Source organism: Acidobacterium sp. FHG110202_01, from assembly GCF_059115305.1.
In genome coordinates this window covers 86614-111073 of sequence record NZ_JBZYWJ010000003.1, presented here as the reverse complement: position 1 = coordinate 111073, position 24460 = coordinate 86614, and the positions used below count along the sequence as shown (strand labels likewise).

Annotated in this window: 15 protein-coding genes and 1 riboswitch; all 15 genes read left to right on the top strand. The window is 54.8% G+C overall.

From position 1 onward, the window contains the following. Positions 1 to 127 precede the first annotated feature (127 nt). Positions 128 to 748 carry an RNA polymerase sigma factor gene (locus AC5S16_RS06775; protein ID WP_493929280.1) on the top strand — a complete coding sequence of 207 codons (621 nt, stop codon included), beginning with the start codon at positions 128 to 130 and terminating at the stop codon, positions 746 to 748. A gap of 82 nt (positions 749 to 830) precedes the next feature. After that, positions 831 to 2543, top strand: a complete 1713-nt coding sequence (locus AC5S16_RS06770; RefSeq protein WP_493929279.1) for a hypothetical protein — start codon at positions 831 to 833, stop codon at positions 2541 to 2543. 13 nt (positions 2544 to 2556) lie between these two features. Continuing rightward, positions 2557 to 6441 carry a beta strand repeat-containing protein gene (locus AC5S16_RS06765; RefSeq protein ID WP_493929278.1) on the top strand — a complete coding sequence of 1295 codons (3885 nt, stop codon included), beginning with the start codon at positions 2557 to 2559 and terminating at the stop codon, positions 6439 to 6441. Positions 6442 to 6551: 110 nt separating this feature from the next. Beyond that, positions 6552 to 7418: a hypothetical protein gene (locus AC5S16_RS06760; RefSeq protein ID WP_493929277.1), complete on the top strand. Its 867-nt coding sequence runs from the start codon at positions 6552 to 6554 to the stop codon at positions 7416 to 7418. 22 nt (positions 7419 to 7440) lie between these two features. Next, entirely contained in the window at positions 7441 to 9339 is a 1899-nt protein-coding gene (locus AC5S16_RS06755) for a hypothetical protein (protein WP_493929276.1), read from the top strand. A gap of 42 nt (positions 9340 to 9381) precedes the next feature. Next, positions 9382 to 13566 carry a TonB-dependent receptor gene (locus AC5S16_RS06750; RefSeq protein WP_493929275.1) on the top strand — a complete coding sequence of 1395 codons (4185 nt, stop codon included), beginning with the start codon at positions 9382 to 9384 and terminating at the stop codon, positions 13564 to 13566. A gap of 11 nt (positions 13567 to 13577) precedes the next feature. Continuing rightward, positions 13578 to 14954 carry a hypothetical protein gene (locus tag AC5S16_RS06745; RefSeq protein ID WP_493929274.1) on the top strand — a complete coding sequence of 459 codons (1377 nt, stop codon included), beginning with the start codon at positions 13578 to 13580 and terminating at the stop codon, positions 14952 to 14954. 1203 nt (positions 14955 to 16157) lie between these two features. Continuing rightward, entirely contained in the window at positions 16158 to 17951 is a 1794-nt protein-coding gene (locus AC5S16_RS06740; protein WP_493929273.1) for a hypothetical protein, read from the top strand. Between the two features lie 103 nt (positions 17952 to 18054). After that, positions 18055 to 19044, top strand: coding sequence for an alpha/beta hydrolase (locus tag AC5S16_RS06735; protein ID WP_493929272.1), 990 nt, complete (start codon positions 18055 to 18057; stop codon positions 19042 to 19044). A 737-nt stretch (positions 19045 to 19781) separates the two neighbouring features. Next, a riboswitch (cobalamin riboswitch) is annotated at positions 19782 to 19960 on the top strand. Positions 19961 to 20091: 131 nt separating this feature from the next. Continuing rightward, the gene (gene cobU, locus AC5S16_RS06730) at positions 20092 to 20649 is read left to right on the top strand and encodes a bifunctional adenosylcobinamide kinase/adenosylcobinamide-phosphate guanylyltransferase (protein ID WP_493929271.1); all 558 of its coding nucleotides are present in this window, start codon (positions 20092 to 20094) and stop codon (positions 20647 to 20649) included. A gap of 47 nt (positions 20650 to 20696) precedes the next feature. Then, on the top strand, positions 20697 to 21752 hold the full coding sequence (gene cobT / locus AC5S16_RS06725) for a nicotinate-nucleotide--dimethylbenzimidazole phosphoribosyltransferase (RefSeq protein ID WP_493929270.1): 1056 nt from the start codon (positions 20697 to 20699) through the stop codon (positions 21750 to 21752). Next, on the top strand, positions 21749 to 22525 hold the full coding sequence (cobS, locus tag AC5S16_RS06720) for an adenosylcobinamide-GDP ribazoletransferase (RefSeq protein ID WP_493929269.1): 777 nt from the start codon (positions 21749 to 21751) through the stop codon (positions 22523 to 22525). Before cobT ends, cobS begins: the two co-directional genes overlap by 4 nt. Continuing rightward, positions 22525 to 23085, top strand: coding sequence for a histidine phosphatase family protein (locus AC5S16_RS06715; RefSeq protein WP_493929268.1), 561 nt, complete (start codon positions 22525 to 22527; stop codon positions 23083 to 23085). Before cobS ends, AC5S16_RS06715 begins: the two co-directional genes overlap by 1 nt. Then, on the top strand, positions 23082 to 23885 hold the full coding sequence (locus tag AC5S16_RS06710) for a hypothetical protein (RefSeq protein ID WP_493929267.1): 804 nt from the start codon (positions 23082 to 23084) through the stop codon (positions 23883 to 23885). Before AC5S16_RS06715 ends, AC5S16_RS06710 begins: the two co-directional genes overlap by 4 nt. Further along, the gene (locus AC5S16_RS06705; protein ID WP_493929266.1) at positions 23882 to 24460 is read left to right on the top strand and encodes a cob(I)yrinic acid a,c-diamide adenosyltransferase; all 579 of its coding nucleotides are present in this window, start codon (positions 23882 to 23884) and stop codon (positions 24458 to 24460) included. Before AC5S16_RS06710 ends, AC5S16_RS06705 begins: the two co-directional genes overlap by 4 nt.

Genomic DNA, 24460 nt, shown 5'->3' with positions numbered 1-24460 from the left:
GAGAATGAACGTGAACACTGGCACCATACTCGATGTGCGCGCAATACAAGACTTCGTCTTGGCCGCTCGTGTCCAGGAATCGTTCCCGCCTAAAGTGCGCCCCGCAAGCAGAAGAGGAGTTGGACGGATGAGCACGTGTCACAGGGCTGTGCCTGGTTCAAAACCTGCTATGGAACTGAATTCAGCTGATGAGGCTTTTGATCTGTCATTGGGCGATGATGCAGCGCAGGACGAAAAAAAATTGGGCGGCAATTTGCAGGAAAGAATCCTCGCGCTTTATGACGAGTATCGTCCCCGGCTCTTCAGATATATGCGCAGCATGAATCTGGGACAGGATTCTGCAGATGAAGTGATCCAGGAGACGTTCATGCGACTGACTGCGGAACTGCTCAAGGGAACCATGATCGGGAATGTGCAGGGATGGATCGTAAGGGTTGCCCATAACTTTGCAGTGGACACGCTGAAAAAGCAACGGGAGCCCGTTTTCTCGGATGAGAGCGTTGCTTTTGCGATTGAAAACCGCGCCGGTTCCGGCTTGAGTCCCGAAGAGATTTATTCGAAGAAAGAACAATCCAGACGGATGAAAATCGCGCTGTCCAATCTGAAACCGCTGCATCGGCAATGCTTCCAGATGCGCGCACAGGGTTTCCGTTATAAGGACATCGGCCTTGCCTTCGGAATCAGTGAACAGCGAGCGGCTTTCATCGTGAAACAAGTGGCGGTGCGTCTGGCGGCAATCTGTGGATAGCAAGGTGGTGAGTAACGTGGTGGTTGAAAAGCTTTTGCGGCTTTTTATTCCGGACTCGAGCCGTCATCTTTCTGATGAGGAAATGGCGAATCTTTTTTGCGGTGACCTCTCTCTTGCCGAGAGGTGGGCGACACAGCGTCATCTGAAGAAATGTCAGCCTTGCCGTCTTCGCCAGGAACATCTCCTGGGCCCGCGCGCGCAACGCGCATTGCAACTCTACCGTGAGGTCATCCGCGAAGAGAATCCATGGCTCCCGGAAGAGCCGCGCGCTGCTTTTGTTGCGTGGCTGGATCTTCATGCCTTGACCGCGACACAGCAGGAGCAGCGCAGCTCACAGATCCGGACACTGCCACGATTGCCGTTGCTATCTCGCGCAGCACTGGCAGCCATGCTTGCCGTGGTCGCAGCAATTCCCGCTCTCCTGTACTGGAGGCGTCAGCACGCGCCAGAGGTGAGTGTAAATACGCTCCTTGCGCGTGCGGAGAAAGGAGAAGCATCGGGAGATGATGCGGTCCAGCCCGGTATTGCACATCAAACGGTCCGCATCACTGCCCCGGGTCAGACTTTCGATCGCTCTATTTACTGGGATGTGGAAGGGAAGCGCAAGCTCAGGCATGTAGCCCTGTCCACCGCTACAGAAAAACTCAGAACAGAGTTGAACCAGGCAGGAGTGGATTGGGATCGGCCCATTTCTGCTTCCGCTTATGGAGCATGGCGCGGGCGACAACGCGTGCAGGCAGACCGTGTTACTCGCACCGGCGATCATTTGCTTACCCTCACGACCACCGTGGCAGACAGCACAGTAGCAGAAGCGTCGCTTACGGTGCGCGACTCGGATTTTCATCCAGTCGAACGAACCGTTGGCTTCCGAAATCACCAAATGATCGAGATTGCAGAACTCGATTTTAAGGTATTGCCCTGGAGCGCGGTGGATGCAAATGTTTTCGAACCCATCGGAGGCTTAGCGAATGGTGTGGCGACAACCCAGTCGCGTGATCTCCCGCAATTGCATCTTCCACCGATGTCAAGCAGTGAGCAGCTTGATGAAACTGAACTCGCCGCAAGGCTGATTCTGAATCAGCTTCATGCAGACACGGACGAACAGATTGAGATTCACCGTTCTCCGCAGGAAGTTGAAGTAGAAGGGCTCGTCGAGACGGACAAACGCAAACGAGAGTTGATCACCCAGTTGATGATTGTGCCGCGGTTGAAGGTTTCTATCCAAAGCGTGACGGACTTGAGGGAAAATCCTGCCTCAGGCAACGCGTCGGTCAGCATCAAGGCCGCCACGCTGCCGGATACTCCGTCCCCTTTGGAAACATATCTGGTGGCGCAAGGACGCAGTGTCGCGGACATCAGTACGCAGGCCGGAGACATATTCAATGAAGCACTGAAGATCAGTCAGGAAAGCAAGGCCATTGATGACTTAAAGGCTCGCTTTGTTTCTCCGGAACGGATGTCCCTCATCGCATCAGCAACGCTGGCAGAGCTGCTCTATAGCCATCAACAACGTCTGGAGGCTGCGCTGCAACGGGAGCGCGAGCTGTTGAAGGCAGCAGGAGTAACTCCTGTGCCGGGCGCGGATAACTCCGAGCGAGGCGATCTCTCGCTTGCGGATGCGGCGGTTCGCAACCTCGAACTTTCGAAAGAGCTTACAGCGACCAACTCTCCTTCTCAATACAGCGCCGAAGAGATATTTGCCAAGTTGTCGGGGACGCTGGACCGTCTCAATGCTGCCGCTCATGAGGTATACGGCAAGCCACACAAAGACGCTGTTCTGAATGAGAAGAGATAGAAATCGCCGAGCCATGTTAACCACGCTTGTTCAAAGATTGACGCCTGGATTCATACAGGAACCTGCTTTGCCGGTAATTGCCGGCTTTCTGTGCGCGCTTTTTCTGGGAGTGATCGGTTGCGGGAGTGGTTCCGGCTCTCATGCAACGGCAGGCCCTATATCTGTTGTCGGTTCAAACGCAAAGGTCAGCGTGCTTGCAGTGGGTTCCGCACTGAAGCTCAGCATGATGCCGTCCGGCGACAGGATAAATGCTGGCGTCGATTGGACCGTGTTGTGTAGTGGCAATCCGGTCACGGGCAGCACGAGTAAAGGCGCGTGTGGAACGTTGACGCCGGCACATACGGCGGATGGCGGGACTACTGTCTACACTGCGCCCTCCGTGGTGCCGATCAACAACTCCATCACCATTACGGCAATGGCGACTAGCAATCCCTCGCAAAGCAGCAACATGAGCCTGACGATCATTCCTGCTCCGATCGCAGTTTTATTTGCAACCACAGTTCCCAGCTCCTTGAATGTCAACACAGCTTTGCCACTGACTGCTCAGGTCACGAACGATCCTTTGGATGCAGGAGTAATCTGGACAGCCACATGCGGGTCGAGTGCGTGCGGATCATTTAATCCGAGCACGTCACCTTCATCAACTTATACCGCTCCATCGGCAGTGCCCGCTGGCGGAACCGTAAACATCACTGCTACTTCGTTGACGGACACCACGAAGTCAGCGAGCGCTACGCTCACTATAACGACACCAACTCCACCACCCAACATAACCACGAGCGTTCTGCCGGCAACCATATACGTCCAGACAGTAGGCGCCGCTCATACAGCTCATCTTGTAGGCATAGTTTCCAATGACTCTTCAGCTGCCGGAGTGGATTGGTCGCTAAGTTGTGGCGCTTCGAACTGCGGAGGAATCACCGCTCATACCGCGAGCGGCGTTGCCGCAACGTACTCGGCGCCGCCATCAATTCCTTCGGGCGGAAATGTCACGGTCACAGCGGCATCGACTGCAAATCCATCTGCGAAAGCCACGGCCACTGCGAAAGTGGTGTCGGTCACTCCGGTTTCTGTGACCATGTCCAGTGCTCCTCCACCAACGCTGATGCCAGGAACTCAAGCAACGCTTGCGGCAAATGTCAGCTCGGATACGGCTAACCTTGGAGTGGACTGGACAGCAAATTGCGGCAGTTCGGGCGCATGCGGCAGCTTCAATCTATCCCCAGCGCATACAGCGAGTGGAGGACAGATCATCTATACAGCGCCGTCTGCGGTTCCGTCAGGAAGCATTGTGACGATTACAGCTTCCTCGCCCGCGTCCGGGTCGAATCCCGCGGTCGCCGTCACTACAATCATTGCCCAATCGCCATCCGTTTCATTCTCACAGCAGCCGCCGGACAGCATGGTAGCGGCGACACAAGCGCAGGTCAGTGCCACCGTTGCGAATGATGTTTCCCCGGGCGGAGTCACCTGGTCTATGCAATGCGGAAACACTGTCCCAGGAGGCTGCGGCTGGATCGGGCCCGTGCAGACGGCGAGCGGAGCAACAGCAATCTATACGGCGCCGCCCGTGACATCGATGGGGACCTCGGTGACGATCACGGCAACTTCGACTGCAGATCCGGATGTGAGCATTACTTCAAATTCTATTGCGATCAATTCGAATACAACCCTGTCAGTCAGTTTCATACCTTCGCTTCCGGCGCAGGTGCAGACGGACACTACAGTAAACCTGATAGCAGCTGTCGCAAACGATGCAAGCAATGCGGGTATTGATTGGCAGGTCTGCCCGAGCGGATGCGGTTTCTTCACGATTAAGCCCGCGCAACCGGAAATTCCTGCCACTGCAACTACACCGTATGTTCCAGCTGTTCCAGCGGTGACGGCTACAAGCGTTTCCGCGTGGCCCAATGGGTCGCCGATTCCTTACACTGCTCCATCGCAGCTGCCTTCATCCGGCAATGTCACCATCATGGCGTCGGCGCATGCAGACTCAACGAAAACGGTCTCCGGCTCGACCGTCATCAGCACCAGCGCAAGCGGGCCGGCGTTAAGCGGAGTCGTGAAAGCGGGGTCGCAGCCAGTCGCAGGGGCTTCCGTTGTTCTGTATGCGGCTGGAAGCAGCGGATATGCGTCCGCTTCTGCGCAAGTTGCCTCAGCCACCAGCGACGGCAACGGCAACTTTACCTTGCCTGCCGGATATGCGTGCCCGTCGTCCTCCAGCCAGATGTACTTGGTAGCTACAGGTGGCAAGGTTGGCACAAACGCGGCAAACCCAAATCTTACCTTGATGACCGCGCTTGGGAACTGCAGCAATCTTGGCTCTCCGTTCGTGGTGAATGAGGTCACGACAGTTGCGTCGGCATTCGCGACTGCTCCGTTCGCAGCAAATGACGCGCTCAATGGCAACCTCAGCTATCTCTATCTCGGGACGAGCAGCAGCAATGCTGCTGGCCTGGTCAATGCGTTTGCCGCCGTCAACAATTTAGTGGATATCACAACGGGTCAGGCGAGATTCATGACTCCAGCAGGAAATGCGTCTGTGCCCTACGTGGAGATAAATACCCTGGCGGACATGCTCAGTGCCTGCACGGCGACGGCGGGCGGGACAGAAGGCGATGGAAGTGCGTGCAGCACCTTGTTTTTCGATACGGACGTGCTGTCAAATCACGTGCTTTACCCCAGCTCCATTGCTCCGTCCGATACATTGCAGGCGGTTTATAACATTGCGCAGCATCCAGTCGAAGGCGGGAACTATGGCTATAGTTTGGATTTCTCCCTAAACAGTGCCCCAGTCCTTTTGAGCCTGGCAACATCCAGTTCTCCTTTCCAACCCATTCTGACTACTCAACCGAATGACTGGTCCATCTCGCTGAACTACACCGGCGGAGGAGGGCTCTCTTCCACGAGCACGGTAGGCTCGTTTGCGATCGATGCATCTGGAAGTCTCTGGATTACGGATACAGCAAACAGCAGCGTGATCGAGTGGAATGCCGTGGGCGCGGCGATCTCGCCCTCTACCGGATTCGCTGCAGGCGGCGGTCCAATTGCCATCGATGCATCCGGCAACATATGGATTTCCGGCGACAGCAAACTGACGGAGCTGACGAGTTTCGGTACTCCTGCTCCCGGAAGCCCCTTCACTGGAATAGCTGGTAGCGGCAGCGACATGGCCTTCGACGCGCAGAGCAATCTCTGGATTGCGAATGGCGATGGAGTGAATGAGATATCCAATCTTGGAGTCGCCATCTCCCCAAAGAATGGCTTTGTAAATAACAGTGTCACAGCCATTTCTGCTGTTGGCATTGATAGTTCCAACAATGTTTGGTTGGGAGACCAGAACACCAGTAGTGGCACTGCCAATGCAAATTTTGCTGAATTAACCAATCCCGGCGGGCAATTGATTGTGAATGAGGGGAACGGCTCTAACACAACAATATTCCCCGGGCTTGCCGCTGATAACTCAGGTTACATCTGGGCCGTTCTTTCTTCATTCAACGCTTGCAGAGTGCCGCCTTACGGTGGAAGTGGATCTACTCTGGACTTCGGTAATGTTTGTTTTCCCGGCCTGACCTCCTTGGCCAACGCAAGAGGCATTGCGCTTGACGGTTCAGCCACAGGATGGGTTGCCAGCCAGGGTGGTGCAAACGGATCTGCGCTCATACCGCCCAGTGTGCTTCCTATCATTCCTTCAGCTTTGTCCTCACTGAGTAGTCATGGCTATTTAGTGTCACAAACTCTCGCTGCCGGTCCGTTACGCGTTGCTGTAGACGGATCCGGCAATGTCTGGGTACTGCTCGCGGATAACACCATCACCGAATACGTGGGAGCTGCAACTCCAGTCATGACTCCCATCGCTCTGGGGCTCAAAAACAAAAAGCTGGGAGCGGAGCCATGAGCGGTTCTTTGTCTGCACATCAGGCTTCTCAAGGAAAGACAAAAATGGTTCGCACTTTCATGTCCAGAAAGACTGCTATTTCACATAAGTCCAACTCCATAAGCTTAACGATGCTCGCTTTTTTGCTGGCTGGCCTGGTTGCTGCTTCTGGTTGCGGATCTGACGCCTCTCCCTCCAGGCTGCAGGTCGGTCCGATCGCATTTACCGATGCAAACGGAGCTCCGCAGACAACACGCAAAGTTCTCACGGCGGGTGAGAGCGCCTATATGGATGTGACCTTGACGAACGATCCTGAGAACCTGGGCGCAGATTGGAGCGTTTATTGTGGAAGCGCGCCGCCACCCGGTACGCCTCTACCTCCGGGACAGACACAGGACCAATCGTGCGGGACATTTATTCCGGTGCATACGATGAGTGGTCCGATTCCCGGCTACGTTACCAATCCCTCAGGATACGTTACTCTCTTCACCGCGCCTGCAGCTCCTCCGAAATCAGGCACGATTACTCTTTATGCTACGGCGACCACCGATCACAGCCATTTGTCCACGACGACTCTGATTGTAGATCCCCAATCCATATCCATTGCCTTCGAGCCTCTTCCGCCATCGACAGTAGTGCTGGGATCAAGCACACAGCTCACAGCGGTTGTGAACAATGATCCGACAAACTCAGGTGTGATCTGGAAAGTAACCTGCCAGTTATCCGATTGCGGTTCCTTCAATCCAACGACAACAGCAAGCGGCGTAGCGACTACCTATACAGCGCCTGGCGGGACCGGCGCAGTTCAAGTGCAGATTACGGCGGCTTCTGTGGCAGATCCCAACAAAGCTGTCAGCTATAACATTTCGGCCCAGCCGGCCAGCAGTTCCGTTATGCGACCTGAGCAGCCAGCAGGCGATATGCGGTCCGGAACTCATGCCTATACTTCGAGCACTGGTGCAGTGGACAGGAACAAGGAACGTATTTCCCGCAGTTAGAGAAGGAATTCAAGGAGAACCGATGCACACTCTGAAAGCGATACTGGCTGGCATCACTCTGGCTACATGCGTCAGTTCGCCGGCGCAGACCAGCGCAAGTCAGCCGGCAGCAAGGGCAAAGACCAGCAAGGCGAGTCCGAAGACGCAAGAGCGAATTCTCCTGGAACAGTTGAATGACAAGTTCCAGAAGCTTGACGAACTAAACCAGAAATACGACGATCTGCAGCGGAAGTTTGATTCTCTGCAGCAGCGTATAACGGCGCGCGATGCCGAGCTGGAGCAGGCACAGAAGAATGCCACTGCTGCACAGGCTGATGCTGCTGACGCAAGGCAGAAGCTTGAAGCCACGCAGCAGAACATCGGAGTGAACGGGTCTTCAGTTACGACTCTGCAGAACGAAGTTGCGACCTTGAAGTCTACTTCAGACACACTTTCTTCTCAAGTACAGACGACACAGCAAGAGACCAGGAAGCTCTCGAATCCGGAAGCGATCCGTTTCAAGGGCGTGGACCTCAAGCCCGGTGGTTTCCTTGCAGCTGAGACAGTTAATCGGCAGCGCGCTACCGGCGGAGACATTAATACGCAGTTTTCCGGTATTCCTTTTACTGGCCAGTCGGCTGGACTCGCATCTGAATTCAATGCCACTGGGCGTCAGTCGCGCATTTCATTGCTGGCTGAGGGCAAGCTGCCGTCAGCGGTCCTGCGCGGCTACTGGGAAGCCGACTTCCTTTCTGCAGGAACTACCTCAAATGACAATCAAAGCAACAGCTATACTCTGCGCCAGCGACAGGCCTGGGCACAAGCTGCCCTCGACAGCGGATGGACGCTGACTGGCGGCCAGATGTGGTCACTCGCCACAGAGTACACTCACGGGCTTGCGAACCTTTCCGAAGCCATTCCACTGACAATTGATTCTCAATACAATGTTGGATTTACGTGGGAGCGGCAGTACGGATTTCGTGTTGTAAAGGAAATCGGAAATAAATTCTGGGTCGGCGGAGCGGTCGAAGCGGCACAGACGCTTAATATTGGTGGACACAATCTGCCTACCATTCTCTACCAGCAGGCCGGTAATGCGGGCGGCCTGTATAACCCAACAGCTAACTACAGCTATAACTATGCTCCTGACCTGGTTGCCAAAATGGCCTACGAAAATAACTGGGGCCATTTCGAAGCCTTCGGCATAGGGCGTTTCTTCCGCAACCGTGTCTATCCGAACGGGCCTACTCCGACCGGTGCTCCTTCAAACCCATCGCCTTCGGCGCTCGGAGCATATAACTCAAAGACTGAAGGCGGAGGAGTAGGCGCGAATGGGCGCATATGGCTCCTGGATAAAAGCCTCGTCATCGGTGCGCATGGACTCATAGGAAACGGCCTTGGCAGATACAGCAGCGCCCTGTTGCCAGATGCAACCGCACATCCCGATGGCTCTCTGGAGCTTCTGGCAGGCGGGTCTGCCCTGGGTTCTATAGAGTGGCATCCTAATCCGCGGCTTGATCTTTATGGTTATTACGGCGGGGAGTACGCCAAGCGCGCCTACTATGACACGGGTTATACGATCACTACCCCAGGCCCAACCTTCGGTCAACCGATCCTGACCGGTTACGGCGCTCCTACCAATATTGTCTCCGGATGCTACGTGGAGGTGCTGCCTGTGTCATCGCCTAATGGTGGAGGCAACGTTCCCGGCAGCGCGTCCAACTGCAACGCAGATACCCGCAATATTCAGGAAGGAACTCTAGGCTACTGGTTCCGCTTCTACAAAGGAGCGCGAGGCACTTTGCAGCAGGGCATTCAGTATTCCTATGCCGTCCGCCACACATGGCAGGGAATTGGCAATCCTGTGGCAGGACTGCCCAATTCTCCAAAAGCTATCGACAACATGTGGTTTACCTCCTTCCGCTATTACCTGCCTCAATAAAGAGCCAGGCGAAGCGGAACAAGGGAAGGAGTAGTTCTGAAAATGCGTCGGTTGTTTTCGCGGCTTCTGTTCACAGCGGTTCTTATTGTCATGGTTCATGTTCCGCCTCTTGTGGGTCAGCGTGGCACCGGGAGCTTCTCCGGCCATGTCACCGATCCGGACGGAGGCGTTATTCCCGGAGCCACTGTTCAGGTCATTAATCAGGACACGCTGGTAAAGCGCGAGGAGAAAACAGACAGCGCAGGCGAATATCACGTTCCGGGACTGCTGCCCGGACGCTATCAAATCATTGTGGAGGCGGAGGGATTCAGTCGGAGGTCAAGCGATATTTTGACCTTGTCGCCAGGACAAGCGGTTGTCTTTAATGCTCAGATTTCCGTAAGCGTTGTAAAGGAGGAAGTGCAGGTTGCAGAAGCAGGAATCACCAGAGTGGAAACAAATTCCGCGTCGATTGACACAACGCTGGGCAGTCAGGAGGTCACGGGCTACGGGCTGAATGGCCGCAACTTCTCGCAACTGATTACCATGGCGCCCGGCGTGAGCAACCAGACCGGACAGGATGAGGCCAAGGTGGGTGTGGCCGGAAGCGCGAAGTTCAGTGTCAACGGCGGTCGCGTGGAATACAACACATTCGAGGTGGATGGCAGCGATGTTCTCAACACGAGCATCAATAGCAGCCGCGGACAGGGCTTGCCTCTCATTGTTTATCCCAGCATTGATGCAATTCAGGACATGAAGGTTCTCACCGCGGACTACAGCGCCCTGTATGGCAAAAGCGCATCGGGAAGTGTGCTGGTGACCACGAAATCGGGCACGGACAAGTTTCACGGCAGTGCTTATGGTTTTCTGCGCAATGAAATGTTCAATGCGCGAAATTTCTTCGATCCGCCGAATCCGATTCCTCAGGGATACGAAGGCAAGCGCACATACCGGACACCTCTTTACCGCCGTCTCGATTTTGGCGGGACGATTGGCGGTCCGTTTTACATTCCTCATCTCTACAATCCGGCGAAAAAGAAGACCTTCTTCTTTTTCTCAGAAGAAGTTCGCCGCGAAAAGACGCCTGTTGACTACAACCAGGCTGTGCCGACCATGGCAGAGCGCTCGGGAGACTTCTCCGATGTGTGCCCAACGCTTCAGCCCAGCGGCGACGCACCGTTGGATACATCCAAATATCCTGACTGCCCGCAGACATCGCAACTCTATCCGGGCCGCCATGCTCCGGTGGATTACACCAGCGCCGCGATCCTCAATTCGGGCCTTCTCCCGGAGCCCAACGCATCCAGCGGCTGCAACTCCACCAATCCCTCGCCACTGCCGCATTGCTATGTGACTGCTATTTCACCGCCGACCCATTGGCGCGAGGAGTTGTTCCGCATCGACCACAACATAACCGATTACACCCGCCTCTCATTTCGCTATGTGCACGATGCATGGGACACCGTGACGCTGGTACCGTTGTGGGGCGTTGTTCATAACAGTTTCCCAACAGTCCAGAACCAGCTCAACGGGCCCGGCCTGAACATGGCGGTCATTCTGGCGCAGACATTGCCGCATAACTTCAACAACCTGATTTCCGCGAGCTATGAAGTGGAACACATCACCCTGACTCCTCAGCCGGGTCCTGGAGTAGCGTCGCTGAGCAGGTCTCAGATTCTGGACAATCCCTCTTTGGCGGGCGGGTCCGCTGTTCCCAATGCGAAGTTATGCTCGCAATTTACTCCCAACGGAAATGATGTCCCATCGTCGCTCGTCGAGTGCCCCATGGGCTATATCTTCAACAATGGATTCGGCAATAAACTGCCTGGGCTCATTTTTCAAGGAAACAACGGCGCCTATGGAGGCCACGGCTTTGCCGCTGACACCGGATATGCTCCGTGGAATCAGGCCAATCCGACCTTCACTATCCGTGATGATGCCAGCAAAATTGTAGGAAAGCACAATTTGCAGTGGGGCTTCTGGGGATCGTACATACAGCAGAATGAATTAAGCGGTGTTACCGGCGCAAATTCCGGCGATCTGCAAGGCCTGCTGACCTTCAGCAATCAGCAATCCATCTATACCACGGGCAACGCATTTGCTGATTTTCTTGCCGGTTCCGGCTTCGAGAACAGTCAGGATGTAACAGGCACAGGCGTCGTGCAGGGTGCAATCAAGAGCTATACGCAGGACAGCGGCCAGGCGAAGTATTACACCCGCTACAAGACGGTTGATCTCTATCTTCAAGACGACTGGCGCGCTCTCCCCAGGCTCACGGTGAATCTTGGACTCCGGGGGAGTTTTTTCGGTGCATGGTACAACGCAAAAAATACGGCCTACAACTGGCGTCCCGAAGCATTTGACACCTCTGTTGGAGCATCTATTTTCGTAGACCCAAACCAGGGCTATCTGGTCAACAAGAATACGGGCGCCCCGGTTCCATTGAGCCGGACAGGGCCGTATAGTGTCAGCTCTCTAGATTCTATCATCACTAATGGCCTGGTGCAATGCGGCGCGAATGGAGTTTCCAATTCCTGCATGTCCAACAGCCTCTTTCATCCTTCACCGCGTGTGGGCATCGTATGGGACCCATGGGGCAATGGCAAGACCGCGATCCGCGCCGGGTATGGGCTCTTCTGGGAGCATGGCACCGGATATGAAGCGAATGTCGGTTCTCTCATTGGCAGCGCGCCTCTGGTATTAAGCGAGACACAGTCCAACCTTCATGGCGATTCTAATAATCCTCCGGCCTTTAGCGCGTACAACCTGATCGGGCTTTCCTGCCAGGACGGCACGACACAGTGCGGCAGCGCCAGTATTCCAGCGGGGGGCGCCACCTTCCCGTTAAACGTTACCTCCATTCCGCAAAAGGCGATTTATTCCTACGTCCAGCAATGGAGTTTTGGAGTGCAGCACGAATTACGCAGAGGAATGGTCGGCCAGATCACTTACGTAGGCACCAAGGGGACGCACCTTACCGCGGTGCGCGATCTCAACCAGCTGCAGCCGCTCAGCAATGATCTCAATCCTTTCGGGAAAGGCCAGCCTATTACTGCTGACGTTTGCCGAAGCGGAGCGACTTTCAACTATTTTTCCGTGGCCGGCTTGAACAGTGGAACACCTGGTTCAGGAATTACGATACCAAGCTCGCCTGGTATTGGTCCCGGCGATCCTGGCTACATCAATATCTTTATTGCCTGTACTGGTAATCCAGGCTTTGTCAGACAACTCCGTAGCGGCAGCACGCCGACAAAACTTGGAGTAAGCGCCGACATCACGCGGCCCTATCTCGGCATGAGCAACATTATTTCTGTAGAGAACGTCGCTGATTCCGAATACAACGCGCTTCAGGCTACGCTCCGCCAGACGACTGGTCCCCTGACCATTGGCGTAGCCTATACCTACAGCCATTCGCTCGATGATTCCTCCGACCGGGCCTCAGCCAATTTCGCTAACTCTCTCGACATCCACTCCAATCATGCAAGTTCGGACTTTGATCAAAGACATCTGCTGAACGTCAACTATATTTACGATCTCCCGATCATGCGGCTGCTGGATGGTTTTGTTCATCTGGTGGGAAGCGGCAGCGATGCGGACAATGATTCCGCTCCCGCTCCTGCTCCAACTGAAAAAACGCCCTGGAACATTGCTCCCATCTGGAAGACGCTGCTCGACAAGTGGCAGCTCAGCGGCATCACAACCTATGCAACCGGAACTCCCTTCAGCGTTATCAACGGAGGCGGATCCAACGGCACAGGCACGGCAGACAATGCCGGAGTGGCTGATGGATTGGGAATCGGGTCTTATGCGGACGTCAGCGGCAAAGCGCGCGTGGGCAAGCCGTTCGTCGCGCAGGGCGTAAACAACGTTGGCCCTCTGCTTCTGAATCCAGGGGGGTTCTCAGCGCCGCGCGGACTCACCTTCGGCAATTCCGGCCGCAATTACCTGAACAATCCCTCGCGGATCAATTTCAACATGGCGTTGTTCAAGCACTTCAAACCATTCTCGGAGCGGCTCGATATCGAGTTTCGCGCTGAGGCTTTCAATGTCTTCAACCATACCCAGTTCCGCATTACCGATCCTGCGAATCCCGGCAACATCGGCAACAACGTCATCAACTGCTACGGCTCCCAGGCGGAGATCTATTCCGCAGGAGGGTCCGGATGTCTTGTGGGCAACTCCTTCCTGCATCCGGTAGATGCGCACGATCCGCGCATCCTTCAGTTTGCCCTTAAAGGCAGCTTTTAACGGAGGGAGCTATGGAGAAACTGAAGCGGTTGATCTATTCATTTCGAAGTTCTGCGGAGAAAACCTGCCTGGGTCTGTTGCTGGTGTTCTGGGCTTCCGGGTGCGGAACAACTCCGGGCCCCGGCGCGACACCTGCCGATAACACACCGCAACCGGGACCGCAAACCTACTTTGCTCCGTATGTTGCCGGAACCACTGAAAGTGATTTCATGCCGCTGACATACACAATCGACGATAAGGGGAACAAATTTTCGCAGACAATCTATGAACTTGATCCGCCAGGAATTGTATATTCTCAAGTGCTCAATGCCGGCGTCTTCACGGTAGGCCAGAGAAACCTGCGCAGCCTGGGAATCACAGCAAACTACAACCCGGGCAGCAATACTCAGACCTACAATCCACCCAAGCCTGGGAGTTTCGCAGTGGAACTTGCAGGTCAGACGGGAGGACTCGTTCAGTTAGTGGCGCATCCAGTCGAGCCTCTGGTTGCCGCTACACAATGCCCCAGCCAGAAGACTGCGCAAACCTATCTCTTCGTTACAATTCCAGAGGGCCTCTCGATCACGGGTCCACAAGCGCTGGCCTGGGACTCCACTACGGATACAGCTTATGGCAGCGTGGACATCAGCTCCAGCGGCAGCACGGTAAATTTCCAAAATATCCGCCAGTTCACTCTGCCTTCGGTAGGAGGAAGCGGAGCGCCAGCTCAGCCTGCCTCTTCCTCACAAACAGGTGTTTGTGGGCCAACCTCTTACGGCTATATCACAAATGTCCCGGGCCAATTGATGATTACAAATCCAGGGGTCAATCAAAGCGCGTCTCCACAGACAATGATTGGAATCAGTACAAGCGGGCTTCTGGTTGAAAATAGCCGTTTCAATGTTCTCGGTGCTGGTTCCGGAAGCGTTGGGCTTCCAAAGTCATCAGGCGCGGTAGACACAGGGGCTGTGGTTGGCGCGCAATATCTGGGCTTTATCTATTCCTCAGGTATATTTACAAGTGCCGAACAGCCACCTGCCGGCTGGACTTCGCATGTTGCCTCCTTCGGTTTCTCTAATCCGCCGTCGGGTTGCGCTTCTGTCGCGCCTAAAACCAGCACACTCATCTATGGCGGAGACTTCCCCAACGACGATCCATCTACTTCGCAGGACGGTTTCGGCAATTGCGACTTCGCCATCGATCTTGGCGTCCAGGATGCTTCCACCAATGGCTTATACCCTCACGCCACAGTGTGGGTGGGCGCTAATTATCTCGCAAATACTACAGGAGCCACGTATTCCTTTCAGGCAGTAGCCATTGCCGGACAACTGAATGGCAAGTACGCCATCTTTGTCATCGGAGTCGATCCCACGCAACCCTGGGGAATCTACCTGTTGCAGTCGAATTAGAGTAAAGCCGGGATCGCAGCGCTTCGCCGTTAACCATCAACACCCCGATGGTTCGTTCACAGGCAGACCCCTTGTTGGTCTGCCTTCTTTTTTGGAGCTGGTGTCCGTTTTAAAGAATGGAGAGCTCCATTGTGCCGCCCTTATGCCGGATGGTGAATGAGTGTAGCCCGGAAGAGAAACTACAGGTCCCTCCGCTCTCCTCCCCTCTTCACTACATTATTCAGGTCAGGGGTCCAGCCGAGATGACAATTCATGAAGTGATTTCACTCAAACCTGATTTTGCTCTAACATCTGGTCGCCCATGGGATGCCCCCTCCCCCTCCCCGGGGGAGGGGCTAAGTCTTTGAAAACATACGGCCCTCATTTTCAATGTTGGCAAAGTATTGAAAACAGAAAGCTTTGAGGTAAAGTACTGATTTCTATCATCGAACATCGCTATCATACCGGCTGGTCTGAAACTAACCGGCATCACTGAGATACTTCCTCCCATTGGCCGTAAGAATGACGGATCACACCAATACGAAATTTGAGCCGGCAATAAAAAAACCCGCCAGTCAGGCGGGTTTTCTGTTCCTTTTCCCTCTTACATTCAGGATACCAAAAAGAGAGGAAATATCCGTTCATTGTTCGTCGCAACTACTATCATTTGAAGCCAGCAACTTACAGCACAATGTTACTTTCGGAATCGTTGACAAGGCGGATTAGGAATTCGTGTAACCGGAAGGCTCCTCCGCTATCCCTTCGCGTTGCTCATGGGCCGATATGATGGATAAACTCCTGAGCTAAAGCCCTGGGGTTTTCAGCTGGTATTCACCGGCCTGAAGGCTGGTGCTCCTACCTCTTGAAAACCTGGTCTATACCCAGAGTGAAAACTGCTTTAATTTGCTCCAGAGTGGCAGAAAACCTCTTCCCATTCACCCCTTCCATCACACTGTGAGACGAAATATCCAGAATGTGTTGAATCACCATCCATGTGAATCTTCTGTTGAACCGCGATGAATTTCATGGGTGATCCGTTGGGATAGATTCGCTCTCCTTGTCTACCTCTCAGAAGCACAAAAACTATCTGTAGCGGCACAGCTACAAAGTCTGTACGGCAATACAAAAACTTTCCTCAGTCTGCGGGATTTGCAAAACGAGACAGCGGCCTGGACTCGAGCAGCCAGGGCATTTCCTAAACCTGAACGATTAGGAGCAATTCCCATGAAGAGTTTCCTTAAAATCTTTCTTGCTATTGGCATCACCGCCGCCGCACTGTCGGGGGTTGTCAAGGCACAGAGCGTACAAGTGAGCGGCATCGGTTCTTCCGCTCTCTTTCTCGAGGCCGGCTTGGGCGCATGGAACCCCAACGGTCCCATTAAAGCAACCTGCGTATGGAGCGGAAAGTCAGGCGTCGTCGCGACTGACACAAGCGTCTCTAATACCTCTCTCACGGACACAGGCAACGCCTGGGTGGCGTGGACGACTGGAGGAGGAACCTGCGCAGCTCCTGGCACCTCAGCTCAAATTTATGCTTATCTGCAGACCGATTCCGTGGTCGGCAACCGTTGCCTGTTCAACGGCGCGCTATCCACGCCAGAATGCAAGATCAGCTATGAAAGCGCAGCAGGAACCACCCCAGCCAACCTGATTCTTGCAGGTCCAACCACAGATTGCGGAAATACCACAACCCCTGGAGAATGCGCGCTTCCTGCGGCTATTGCGCATATTCTTAGCGGCGGCACTGCTACCACCGCCGGTACCGGTCATGCTCCGAACGCAGCCGGCACGGATATTCGTCCGGAAGACGCTGAATTTGCTACCGCCCGCGCAATCGCGCCCTGTGGTCAGGCTGTGGCAACGGGTTCCTCATATCAGGGACTTGGCTATAGCAGCGGTGAAGATATTCTGAGCTTCTTCAGCAGCAGCTCCTTCCATGTGATTAACTTCAGCCTTCCCTCCAGCTATACCGTAACTCCGGTCGGCGCTACTCCGATCGTGGTTGTTGTCAATAAAACCAATACGAGCGGATTCGGGCAAAGCACTATCACTAACCTCAGCAGCTCGACTCTGGCCAAGTTCCTCGATGGAACCTTTTCCTTTGTGAACCAGGCTACAAATCCCAGCGCGAACTCCGGTGCTGTGGCAACGGTCGTCATTCGCGAGCCGCTTTCCGGAACTTACAACACGATGGAATTCAATGTTCCGAACACAATCAGCAACACACTGGACGGAGACACAGGAAATTTCACCTCGCAGGATGTGGGACAAAACCAGGCCAGCGCTCAGAAGAATTGCAGCGGCACCGGTGTCTCGAAGAACCCGCTGGATATCGCAACTACCGGTGGCGGCAAGCGTGTGCGAGCCATCGGCACTGGCCAGGAACTGACTGAGGTGAGCACGAACACCGATGCTCTCGGCTATGCTTTCTGGAGCGTCGCCAACTTTGCCAGCTCATCAACCTTCAACCCAGCTAACGTCAAGTACCTCACCGTCGATGGCATTGATCCCCTGCTGGATGCCAGCACTCCGTACTCCACCTTCAATGGCGCCATCCCCACCACGGGCAGCACAGAGCTGTCACACGTTGATCTCCACACCCTGAACAGCACGCAAGCCTCTGGAACCTTCGCGGGTTTTGGAAACACAGTGAATTATCCGATCTGGTCTCTGATTCGTCTGGTCAACACCGGTTCGGCTGTGTCGACCGGGGTCGCGAACCTGGCCAGTGCAGCGCAGGCATTCGTCAGCTTCGGCACCACCAGCTCGCGCCCGGACTTCAAAACTCCGTCACAGCTTACTGTGGTCCGCTCGCACTTCGTTCCTCCTGCCGGCGTAGGGCAGCCAGCTGCTGCAAATCTGGCTAACGGTGATTCGAAGCTCGGCACCGGCAGAACCTCCTGCACAAAACTGCCGGAAACTGGTGGCGATGTGGGTGGTGTAGTCATTTCGCTGACAAAGGATTCCAGCTCGTGCAGCTCAACAAACACTGCTGGTACCACAACACAGCGCCGGTAAGTATCCCGGTTCCATCATTCTTCAGCAGGCAGACCTGTCTCTACGGCGGGTCTGCTTGTTTCTTGTTTTACGCAAACCGAGAGATGTTTGTCAGGAGCAGGGAATGTACCGCCGCTTGGCTGTAATGCTCGCATGTCTTGCATTCACTATTTCGATCCTTCAGGCACAGACAGAGACTTCTCAACCAGGGCAATCGGAAGTAACGTCAGGCAATGAAGACTGGACGACTATTTATCTAGCAAAGAGCGGGCTTCCGCTTCATGCAACAGGAGGCGTTGTTCTCAGTAAAATAGAGCTTCAGCAGGGATGTACCCGGGAGCTGGTGCGTCTGCAATGGCGATCGAACGATCCCATTGATCTCTACGTGATACGGCCTAAGCACTTAGGAAAAATGCCTGTTGTCCTTTTTCTGTACAACTACACCTACGACATAGATGTTTTTCGAGAAGACCGCTGGTGCGAGCGCGCAGTGCATAATGGATTCGCTGTGGCCGGGTTTCCATCCGCTCTGTCCTGGCCGCGGATTCATATGCCGCGCCCCCTAACAAAATGGTTTGTTAGTGAGTTGCAGGAGGCGCTGGCTACCTCCGCCCACGACGTCCAGATGATTTTGAATTATCTGGAGACACGCGGTGATCTCAATGTGGAGCATGCGGGTATATTCGGGCAAGGATCGGGAGGGGCCATTGCCATTCTTGCTGCGGCTGCCGATCCTCGAATTGCCGCACTTGATTTGATGGATCCATGGGGTGATTGGCCAGATTGGCTGAAGGGTTCCAAACAGATATCTGAAGAAGAACGGACGGCATATCTCAAGCCTGAGTTTTTGCGACGCGTCTCAAGTCTTGATCCCGTACTTTATCTTTCACGATTAGAAGGAAAGGCTCTCCGCATTCAGCAGCTTACTTCTGACACAGCTACGCCAGCGGCTGCCAGGAAGAAGATTGTGGATGCGGTCCCGAAGACAGCACTGGTGGAACAGTATCCAGACCTGACGGCAGAAGCCAAAGCGCTGGGTGCAGAGGGCCTTGTCGGATGGTTCGGAGAGCAACTCAATATCCAGCAGACCGTGCGGAATGGGTTGTTACCTTAGCGCTTGGAGAGAGTTGGGCGCCAACCCATGCCGGAATTGCATTTACGCCGGTGGGATAGCTAACAGGCCAGCCAAATTGCGGCTATCTGCCAAGGCAATGCCGAATAATGGGCATGTTTTACCTGAAGTGAAAGAGTTGAAGAGATGCCCTAAGTTCCTATTGAGCAAAGGGTATCAATAATTAATTTCTAAGCTATTCCGTAAGTGATTGAGGATATGGTAAGCACGATTGCTGTCAAGAGTCCTTTCTAAAACCATCATTCTTCCAGAAAGTGGCTCCGCCAGACGCTGTTAAATCCAGGCGCTTTGAAGTCCATCGCAGCGTACGCTGCGCTGCCATACTCCATCACTGAATCGCGGCTCATAACACGCTATGAGGCACATTATGCCGATCCTAAAAATCGGTTGCGATTGCCTGCATTGTTTCTGCGGTTCAACGATCCTCAGCAGTCCATTCTTTATCTGGATCGCTCTACCAGAAGCTACACTCGCTGGGAGCGCCTGGACCGCTGGCTCTATCAGGGCCTTCACGATTTCGACATTCCCTGGCTTTATCGGCATAGGCCTCTTTGGGACATAATCGTTATCTTTTGTCTGTCAGGAAGAGTTTGGCTATCGATAACCGGGATCATAGTTGCCGTGAGGCGAGTTTACCTGGTGATACTGTCTGCAAGAAGTAGACAACCGAAACATCGGCTTGACCCGCACGTCCCATTGACCAGCAGACTTCTAAAACGGTATCTTTCAAGGCATCTGGTGTTCGGGAAGGCGGTGCAATTCCGCCACTACCCCGTAACTGTGAACGCTGAGAGATCGGCACTCCTTTTGGAAGCCACTGGGGATTTATGTCTCCGGGAAGGCCGCCCGATCTTGATGAAGCGCAAGTCAGGAGACCGGCCAGATGCCAGCCTGGGCTTATTCGACTTCGATGGGAGAGTTGAAAAGCATACCCGCAGTGTACGCTTCTAGGACTGCGGTGGCAGCTGCCTCAGTATTTCTTCCCGCCTGTCTTTTGAGCGTTTGCGTGAGTGACGCGGAGAACGATGCATGGGTTCAGCTTCTGCCCGAAATGTGACTCTCGTACTGGGCGGTGTCCGCAGCGGCAAGAGCCGCTATGCGTTGCAGCTCGCGTCGGGTGCGGCAAAGGTCACATTTCTTGCAACAGCGGAACATCGCCAGGACAGTGAGATGCAGCGCAAGATCGAACGACACCGCTCCGAGCGGCCTGAACACTGGACAACGATCGAAGAGCCTCTGAATCTGGCGGTAGTGATTGCATCGGCAACGGACTGCGACCTAATGATTGTGGATTGCCTGACGCTGTTCGCGGGAAAACTCCTTGAGATTTATGAAAACGATGCGGCAGCTATCAGCCAAAGAATTGATGCGCTGTGTGCGGCCCTCAAATCGAATCAATTCTCCATTGTTCTGGTTTCGAACGAGGTTGGGAGCGGAGTTGTCCCGGCTTTCGAGATGGGGAGGCGATACCGGGATCTGCTCGGCGAAATCAATCAGCGCGTCGCCGCAGTGGCTGACCATGTCGTTTTGATGGTGGCAGGACTTCCACTTGCTCTTAAGGGCTCTCTCCTCAGGGAGGGCGTATGATCCGTCCCCGCGAATCCAGGCAAGAAGCGGAAGGTAGCCAACCTGATATGGACAAACTCATTCGAGGCATAGATCCGCCGAGCGAAGATTGGCGCCAGAGGGCGCGTCTGCGCCTCGACAGCCTGACCAAGCCGCTCGGAAGTCTTGGCCGACTTGAAAATGTTGCGGCACAGGCTGCGGCTATTCGAGGCGAGAAACTCAGCGAACCAGTCCACAAGGCGGTCTTTGTCTTTGCCGCGGATCATGGGGTGGCAGAAGAGGGCGTCAGTGCGTATCCGCGTGAAGTGACCCGGCAGATGGTTCTGAATTTTCTGGCGGAGGGTGCTGCGATCAATGTGCTGGCGCGGTTGCATCAGGCCGCATTACACGTCGTCGATGTGGGAGTGGATACGGATTTTGGTTCGATTCCGGGGCTTCTCGACCGCAAGGTGCGGCGTGGTACACGGAATATGCTGCGCGAGGCCGCGATGAGCGAAGAGGAGGTTGGGAAGGCGCTGAGAGTCGGTTATCTACTTGGAGTAGAAGCTGCGGCCGCTGGGCATAACATCCTTGCGATTGGAGAAATGGGGATTGGCAACACGACCGCGGCCAGCGCTGTGACCTGTGCTCTCACGGGTACGGCGGCCGCAGAGGCGACCGGAAAAGGCACTGGAGTTGATCCCTCTGCGTATGCGAACAAGGTGCGCGTGGTCGAAGCTGCCGTCGTCAAACATTGCGGTGCTTCCATCACCACTTCGCCTGTTGAGATTTTGCGTTGCCTCGGAGGGCTTGAAATTGCCGCCATGACCGGGATGGTGCTTGCTGGCGCCAGACATCGCCTTGTTGTCGTATTAGATGGATTTATCTCTACTGCGGCGGCGGCCCTCGCGGTTGGCATGGTGCCGCATGTACTTGGGTATCTCATTGCAGGACACCGCTCGGAGGAGCCAGGACATAGGTTGCTCCAGGAACATCTCCAGTTGGATCCTTTGCTTTCCCTCGGGATGCGTCTCGGCGAAGGGACCGGAGCTGTGCTGGCAATGCCGATCATTGAATCGGCGATTGCTCTTTACCATCAGATGGCGACCTTCACTTCCGCTGGGGTAAGTGGAGCTACGCAATGAGCGTAGTGAACCAGATCCGGCGAACATGGTTCGATCTGCTCGCGGCTGTGCAGTTCCTGACCCGCTTGCGGGTTCCGGCTGGCCCCTACGAGCCGCATACTCTCGCTCGGTCAGTGAAATTCTTTCCGATTGTCGGAGCATTGATTGGCCTGGGGAGTGCTCTGTTGTATTTCCTATTGGTTCCGCATCTTCCCGTGACACTTGTTGCCGTGTTGATCGTTGGATACCTGGTCACCATCACGGGCTGCCTGCATGAAGACGGGCTTGCCGATGCTGCGGATGGCTTTGGTGGCGGAAGGGATCGCGAGAAGGTTCTGGCCATCATGCGCGACAGTCACATTGGCACATACGGAGCAGCAGCATTGACGCTCACTCTAATTGTGCGGATATTTTTAATTGCATCGTTGTCTCACTCCGAGGCTGCAGGTTATCTCATCGCCGCTCCTGTATTGTGCAGGTGGACGACTCTGCCGCTCAGCTTCTACCTCCCGCCTGCGCGAGAACAGAATAAGGAGCAAGTCGACGGACAGGGCGCGCGGATCGCACGTCTCACGACAAGCAGCAGCTTAGTCGTTGGAAGCCTGCTCACGCTAGTGACTGTGTTTGCGTTATTGCACCTCCGCGCGCTCGTTCCTGTCATGGCTAGCGTGGCCGTAACACTTGCTACGGCACTCTATTACAAGTGCAGGATCGGCGGCATCACTGGCGATTGCTTCGGCGCCACAAATCAACTGGCTGAGGTCGCGGTGTATCTTTGTGGAGCGTGGTCGTGATGGATACACTCATCTTCATCCGGCACGCCGAGACCGATCTTGCGGGCCGGTTTTGTGGACATTCCGACCCGCCAATCAACAAACGTGGTCAGCGACAAATCGAGAGGCTTCTGAAAGCACTGAAGGCCGGATCCATCGATGCCATTTATACCAGCGATCTAGTTCGAGCGCTGGCTACGGCAGAGGCAATCGGGAGAGCCAGCGGCCATTTGCCGATAGCGGTCCCCCAACTTCGTGAGATCAACTTCGGGGAGTGGGAAGGACTGAGTTGGGAGGAAATCGAATCCCGCGATCAAGGGTACGCTCGCCGCTGGTCAGAAGCCTATCCGGACTTACCGGCGCCAAGTGGCGAGAGATTTGAAGTATTCCAATCCAGAGTCCTGACCGAAGTGGAACGCCTCCTCACTGTACCTTCGCAAAGAATGGCCGCGGTGGTTACACACGGGGGAGCCATGCGTGTTGTGCTTCGTTCGCTTTGTGGAGTTGATGAGAGGGAAGCCTGGGAGCGGACTCGAGAATATTGCAGCTTCTTCCGCTATCAACCGGGGAGGATGGCATGAATGGCGTGAAGGCTCGCGTGAGAGAGCTGGCGGGATGGGGTCTCGATGAGGACGAATACCGCCCTGCAATGGATCGCGGCAGTCCAGAGGCGGCACGCAAGGTCGTGGCTCGGAGAGTGCTGTTTGAAGACAGATCAGCCCTAATGGAATGCTGCGATAGCAGATTAACTGTGCGCTTCGAAGAGCAGACATCGCGAGCCGATCTTCACAGCGAAATGACCGGGCTAGACTGGTTTCTCGGTGTCGTGGATCTTCGGTTTCTTCTCGCCTTTCAACGAAGGCTTATTTTCGATTCAGAAACGCAGCAGCTCCCGATGCCAGAGAATAACGATTGGGACAGCCTGATGGATCTGTGCTTTGGAGAGACAAAGCCTGTGGTCTGCGATGCCATACGGACAAACACATCTGTCCTGCTTCGCTCTAGAAACCCAAACCTGCAATTTCGTCTGACGGATGATAGTTCCAATCCGGTCGTAGTCCATTCAGGAAGTCCATTCTTTGAGGTAGGGGAATACCGTGGACGATGGTTTCTTCGAGACGGCTATCACAGGGCATTTCGCGCTCTGCAATCGGGTGTCTTCTATCTTCCCGCTGTGATTGTCCGAGCACGGACCCTCGAAGAACTGGGAGCTGCCCAGCCCTGGTTCTTTTCTGAGAGCGTGCTTTTTTCTGATGCGCCGCCGCGAATTCTCGACTTCCTCGATGATGAACTCGTTATCCAATACGAACGCTCTCCTCTCATCAAGACGCTTCGCCTTACGTTGGAGGAGACCTATTCCCTGCAAGGAGAAGAACAATGAGCATTGCAACCAAGCGTGGAGATAAAGGACAGACCGGTTTGGCCGGTGGCATTCGTGTCTCGAAGGCTGACCTTCGCGTGGAGGCCTACGGTACGGTCGATGAACTTAATACGCATCTTGGTTTTGCCCGCAGCATCTGCCAGAACAAGGAGATTGCGGCATGGACCGAGGAGATTCAGAGAACGCTCTTTCGCGTCGGGTCAGCATTAGCTACCCCTCCCGAGAGCAGAAAAAAGCCGCCCGCTATCTCAGTCGAAGATGTGGACAAGCTCACAGAACTCGTGCACAGGATGGAGGAGATAGAAGGCATTCTCGCGGATTGGTCGCTTCCCGGAGGTCACACAGAGTCCGCGGCATATGAGATTGCGCGCACTGTCTGCCGCCGCGCCGAGCGCTGCGCTGTTCGCTTTGTGGAGAGTGGCGCAATGGATGTGCAGCCAGAGGTGTTGGCCTATCTCAATCGACTTTCCGATGTGATCTGGCTCTTCGGCCGCGTGATCGAGCACAATGCCGGCATCAACAGCCGCTTGCGCGAGGACAGCAACGCCGGTCCAAAATTTTCGAGAGCGTGGTAG

Coding starts and splice junctions, on each gene's coding strand:
- AC5S16_RS06735 (WP_493929272.1), top strand. CDS start 18,055: ATGTACCGCCGCTTGGCTGTAATGCTCGCATGTCTTGCATTCACTATT.
- cobS (WP_493929269.1), top strand. CDS start 21,749: ATGAGCGTAGTGAACCAGATCCGGCGAACATGGTTCGATCTGCTCGCG.
- AC5S16_RS06760 (WP_493929277.1), top strand. CDS start 6,552: ATGCTCGCTTTTTTGCTGGCTGGCCTGGTTGCTGCTTCTGGTTGCGGA.
- AC5S16_RS06710 (WP_493929267.1), top strand. CDS start 23,082: ATGAATGGCGTGAAGGCTCGCGTGAGAGAGCTGGCGGGATGGGGTCTC.
- AC5S16_RS06715 (WP_493929268.1), top strand. CDS start 22,525: ATGGATACACTCATCTTCATCCGGCACGCCGAGACCGATCTTGCGGGC.
- AC5S16_RS06775 (WP_493929280.1), top strand. CDS start 128: ATGAGCACGTGTCACAGGGCTGTGCCTGGTTCAAAACCTGCTATGGAA.
- AC5S16_RS06750 (WP_493929275.1), top strand. CDS start 9,382: ATGCGTCGGTTGTTTTCGCGGCTTCTGTTCACAGCGGTTCTTATTGTC.
- AC5S16_RS06740 (WP_493929273.1), top strand. CDS start 16,158: ATGAAGAGTTTCCTTAAAATCTTTCTTGCTATTGGCATCACCGCCGCC.
- AC5S16_RS06745 (WP_493929274.1), top strand. CDS start 13,578: ATGGAGAAACTGAAGCGGTTGATCTATTCATTTCGAAGTTCTGCGGAG.
- cobT (WP_493929270.1), top strand. CDS start 20,697: ATGGACAAACTCATTCGAGGCATAGATCCGCCGAGCGAAGATTGGCGC.
- AC5S16_RS06705 (WP_493929266.1), top strand. CDS start 23,882: ATGAGCATTGCAACCAAGCGTGGAGATAAAGGACAGACCGGTTTGGCC.
- AC5S16_RS06770 (WP_493929279.1), top strand. CDS start 831: ATGGCGAATCTTTTTTGCGGTGACCTCTCTCTTGCCGAGAGGTGGGCG.
- cobU (WP_493929271.1), top strand. CDS start 20,092: ATGGGTTCAGCTTCTGCCCGAAATGTGACTCTCGTACTGGGCGGTGTC.
- AC5S16_RS06755 (WP_493929276.1), top strand. CDS start 7,441: ATGCACACTCTGAAAGCGATACTGGCTGGCATCACTCTGGCTACATGC.
- AC5S16_RS06765 (WP_493929278.1), top strand. CDS start 2,557: ATGTTAACCACGCTTGTTCAAAGATTGACGCCTGGATTCATACAGGAA.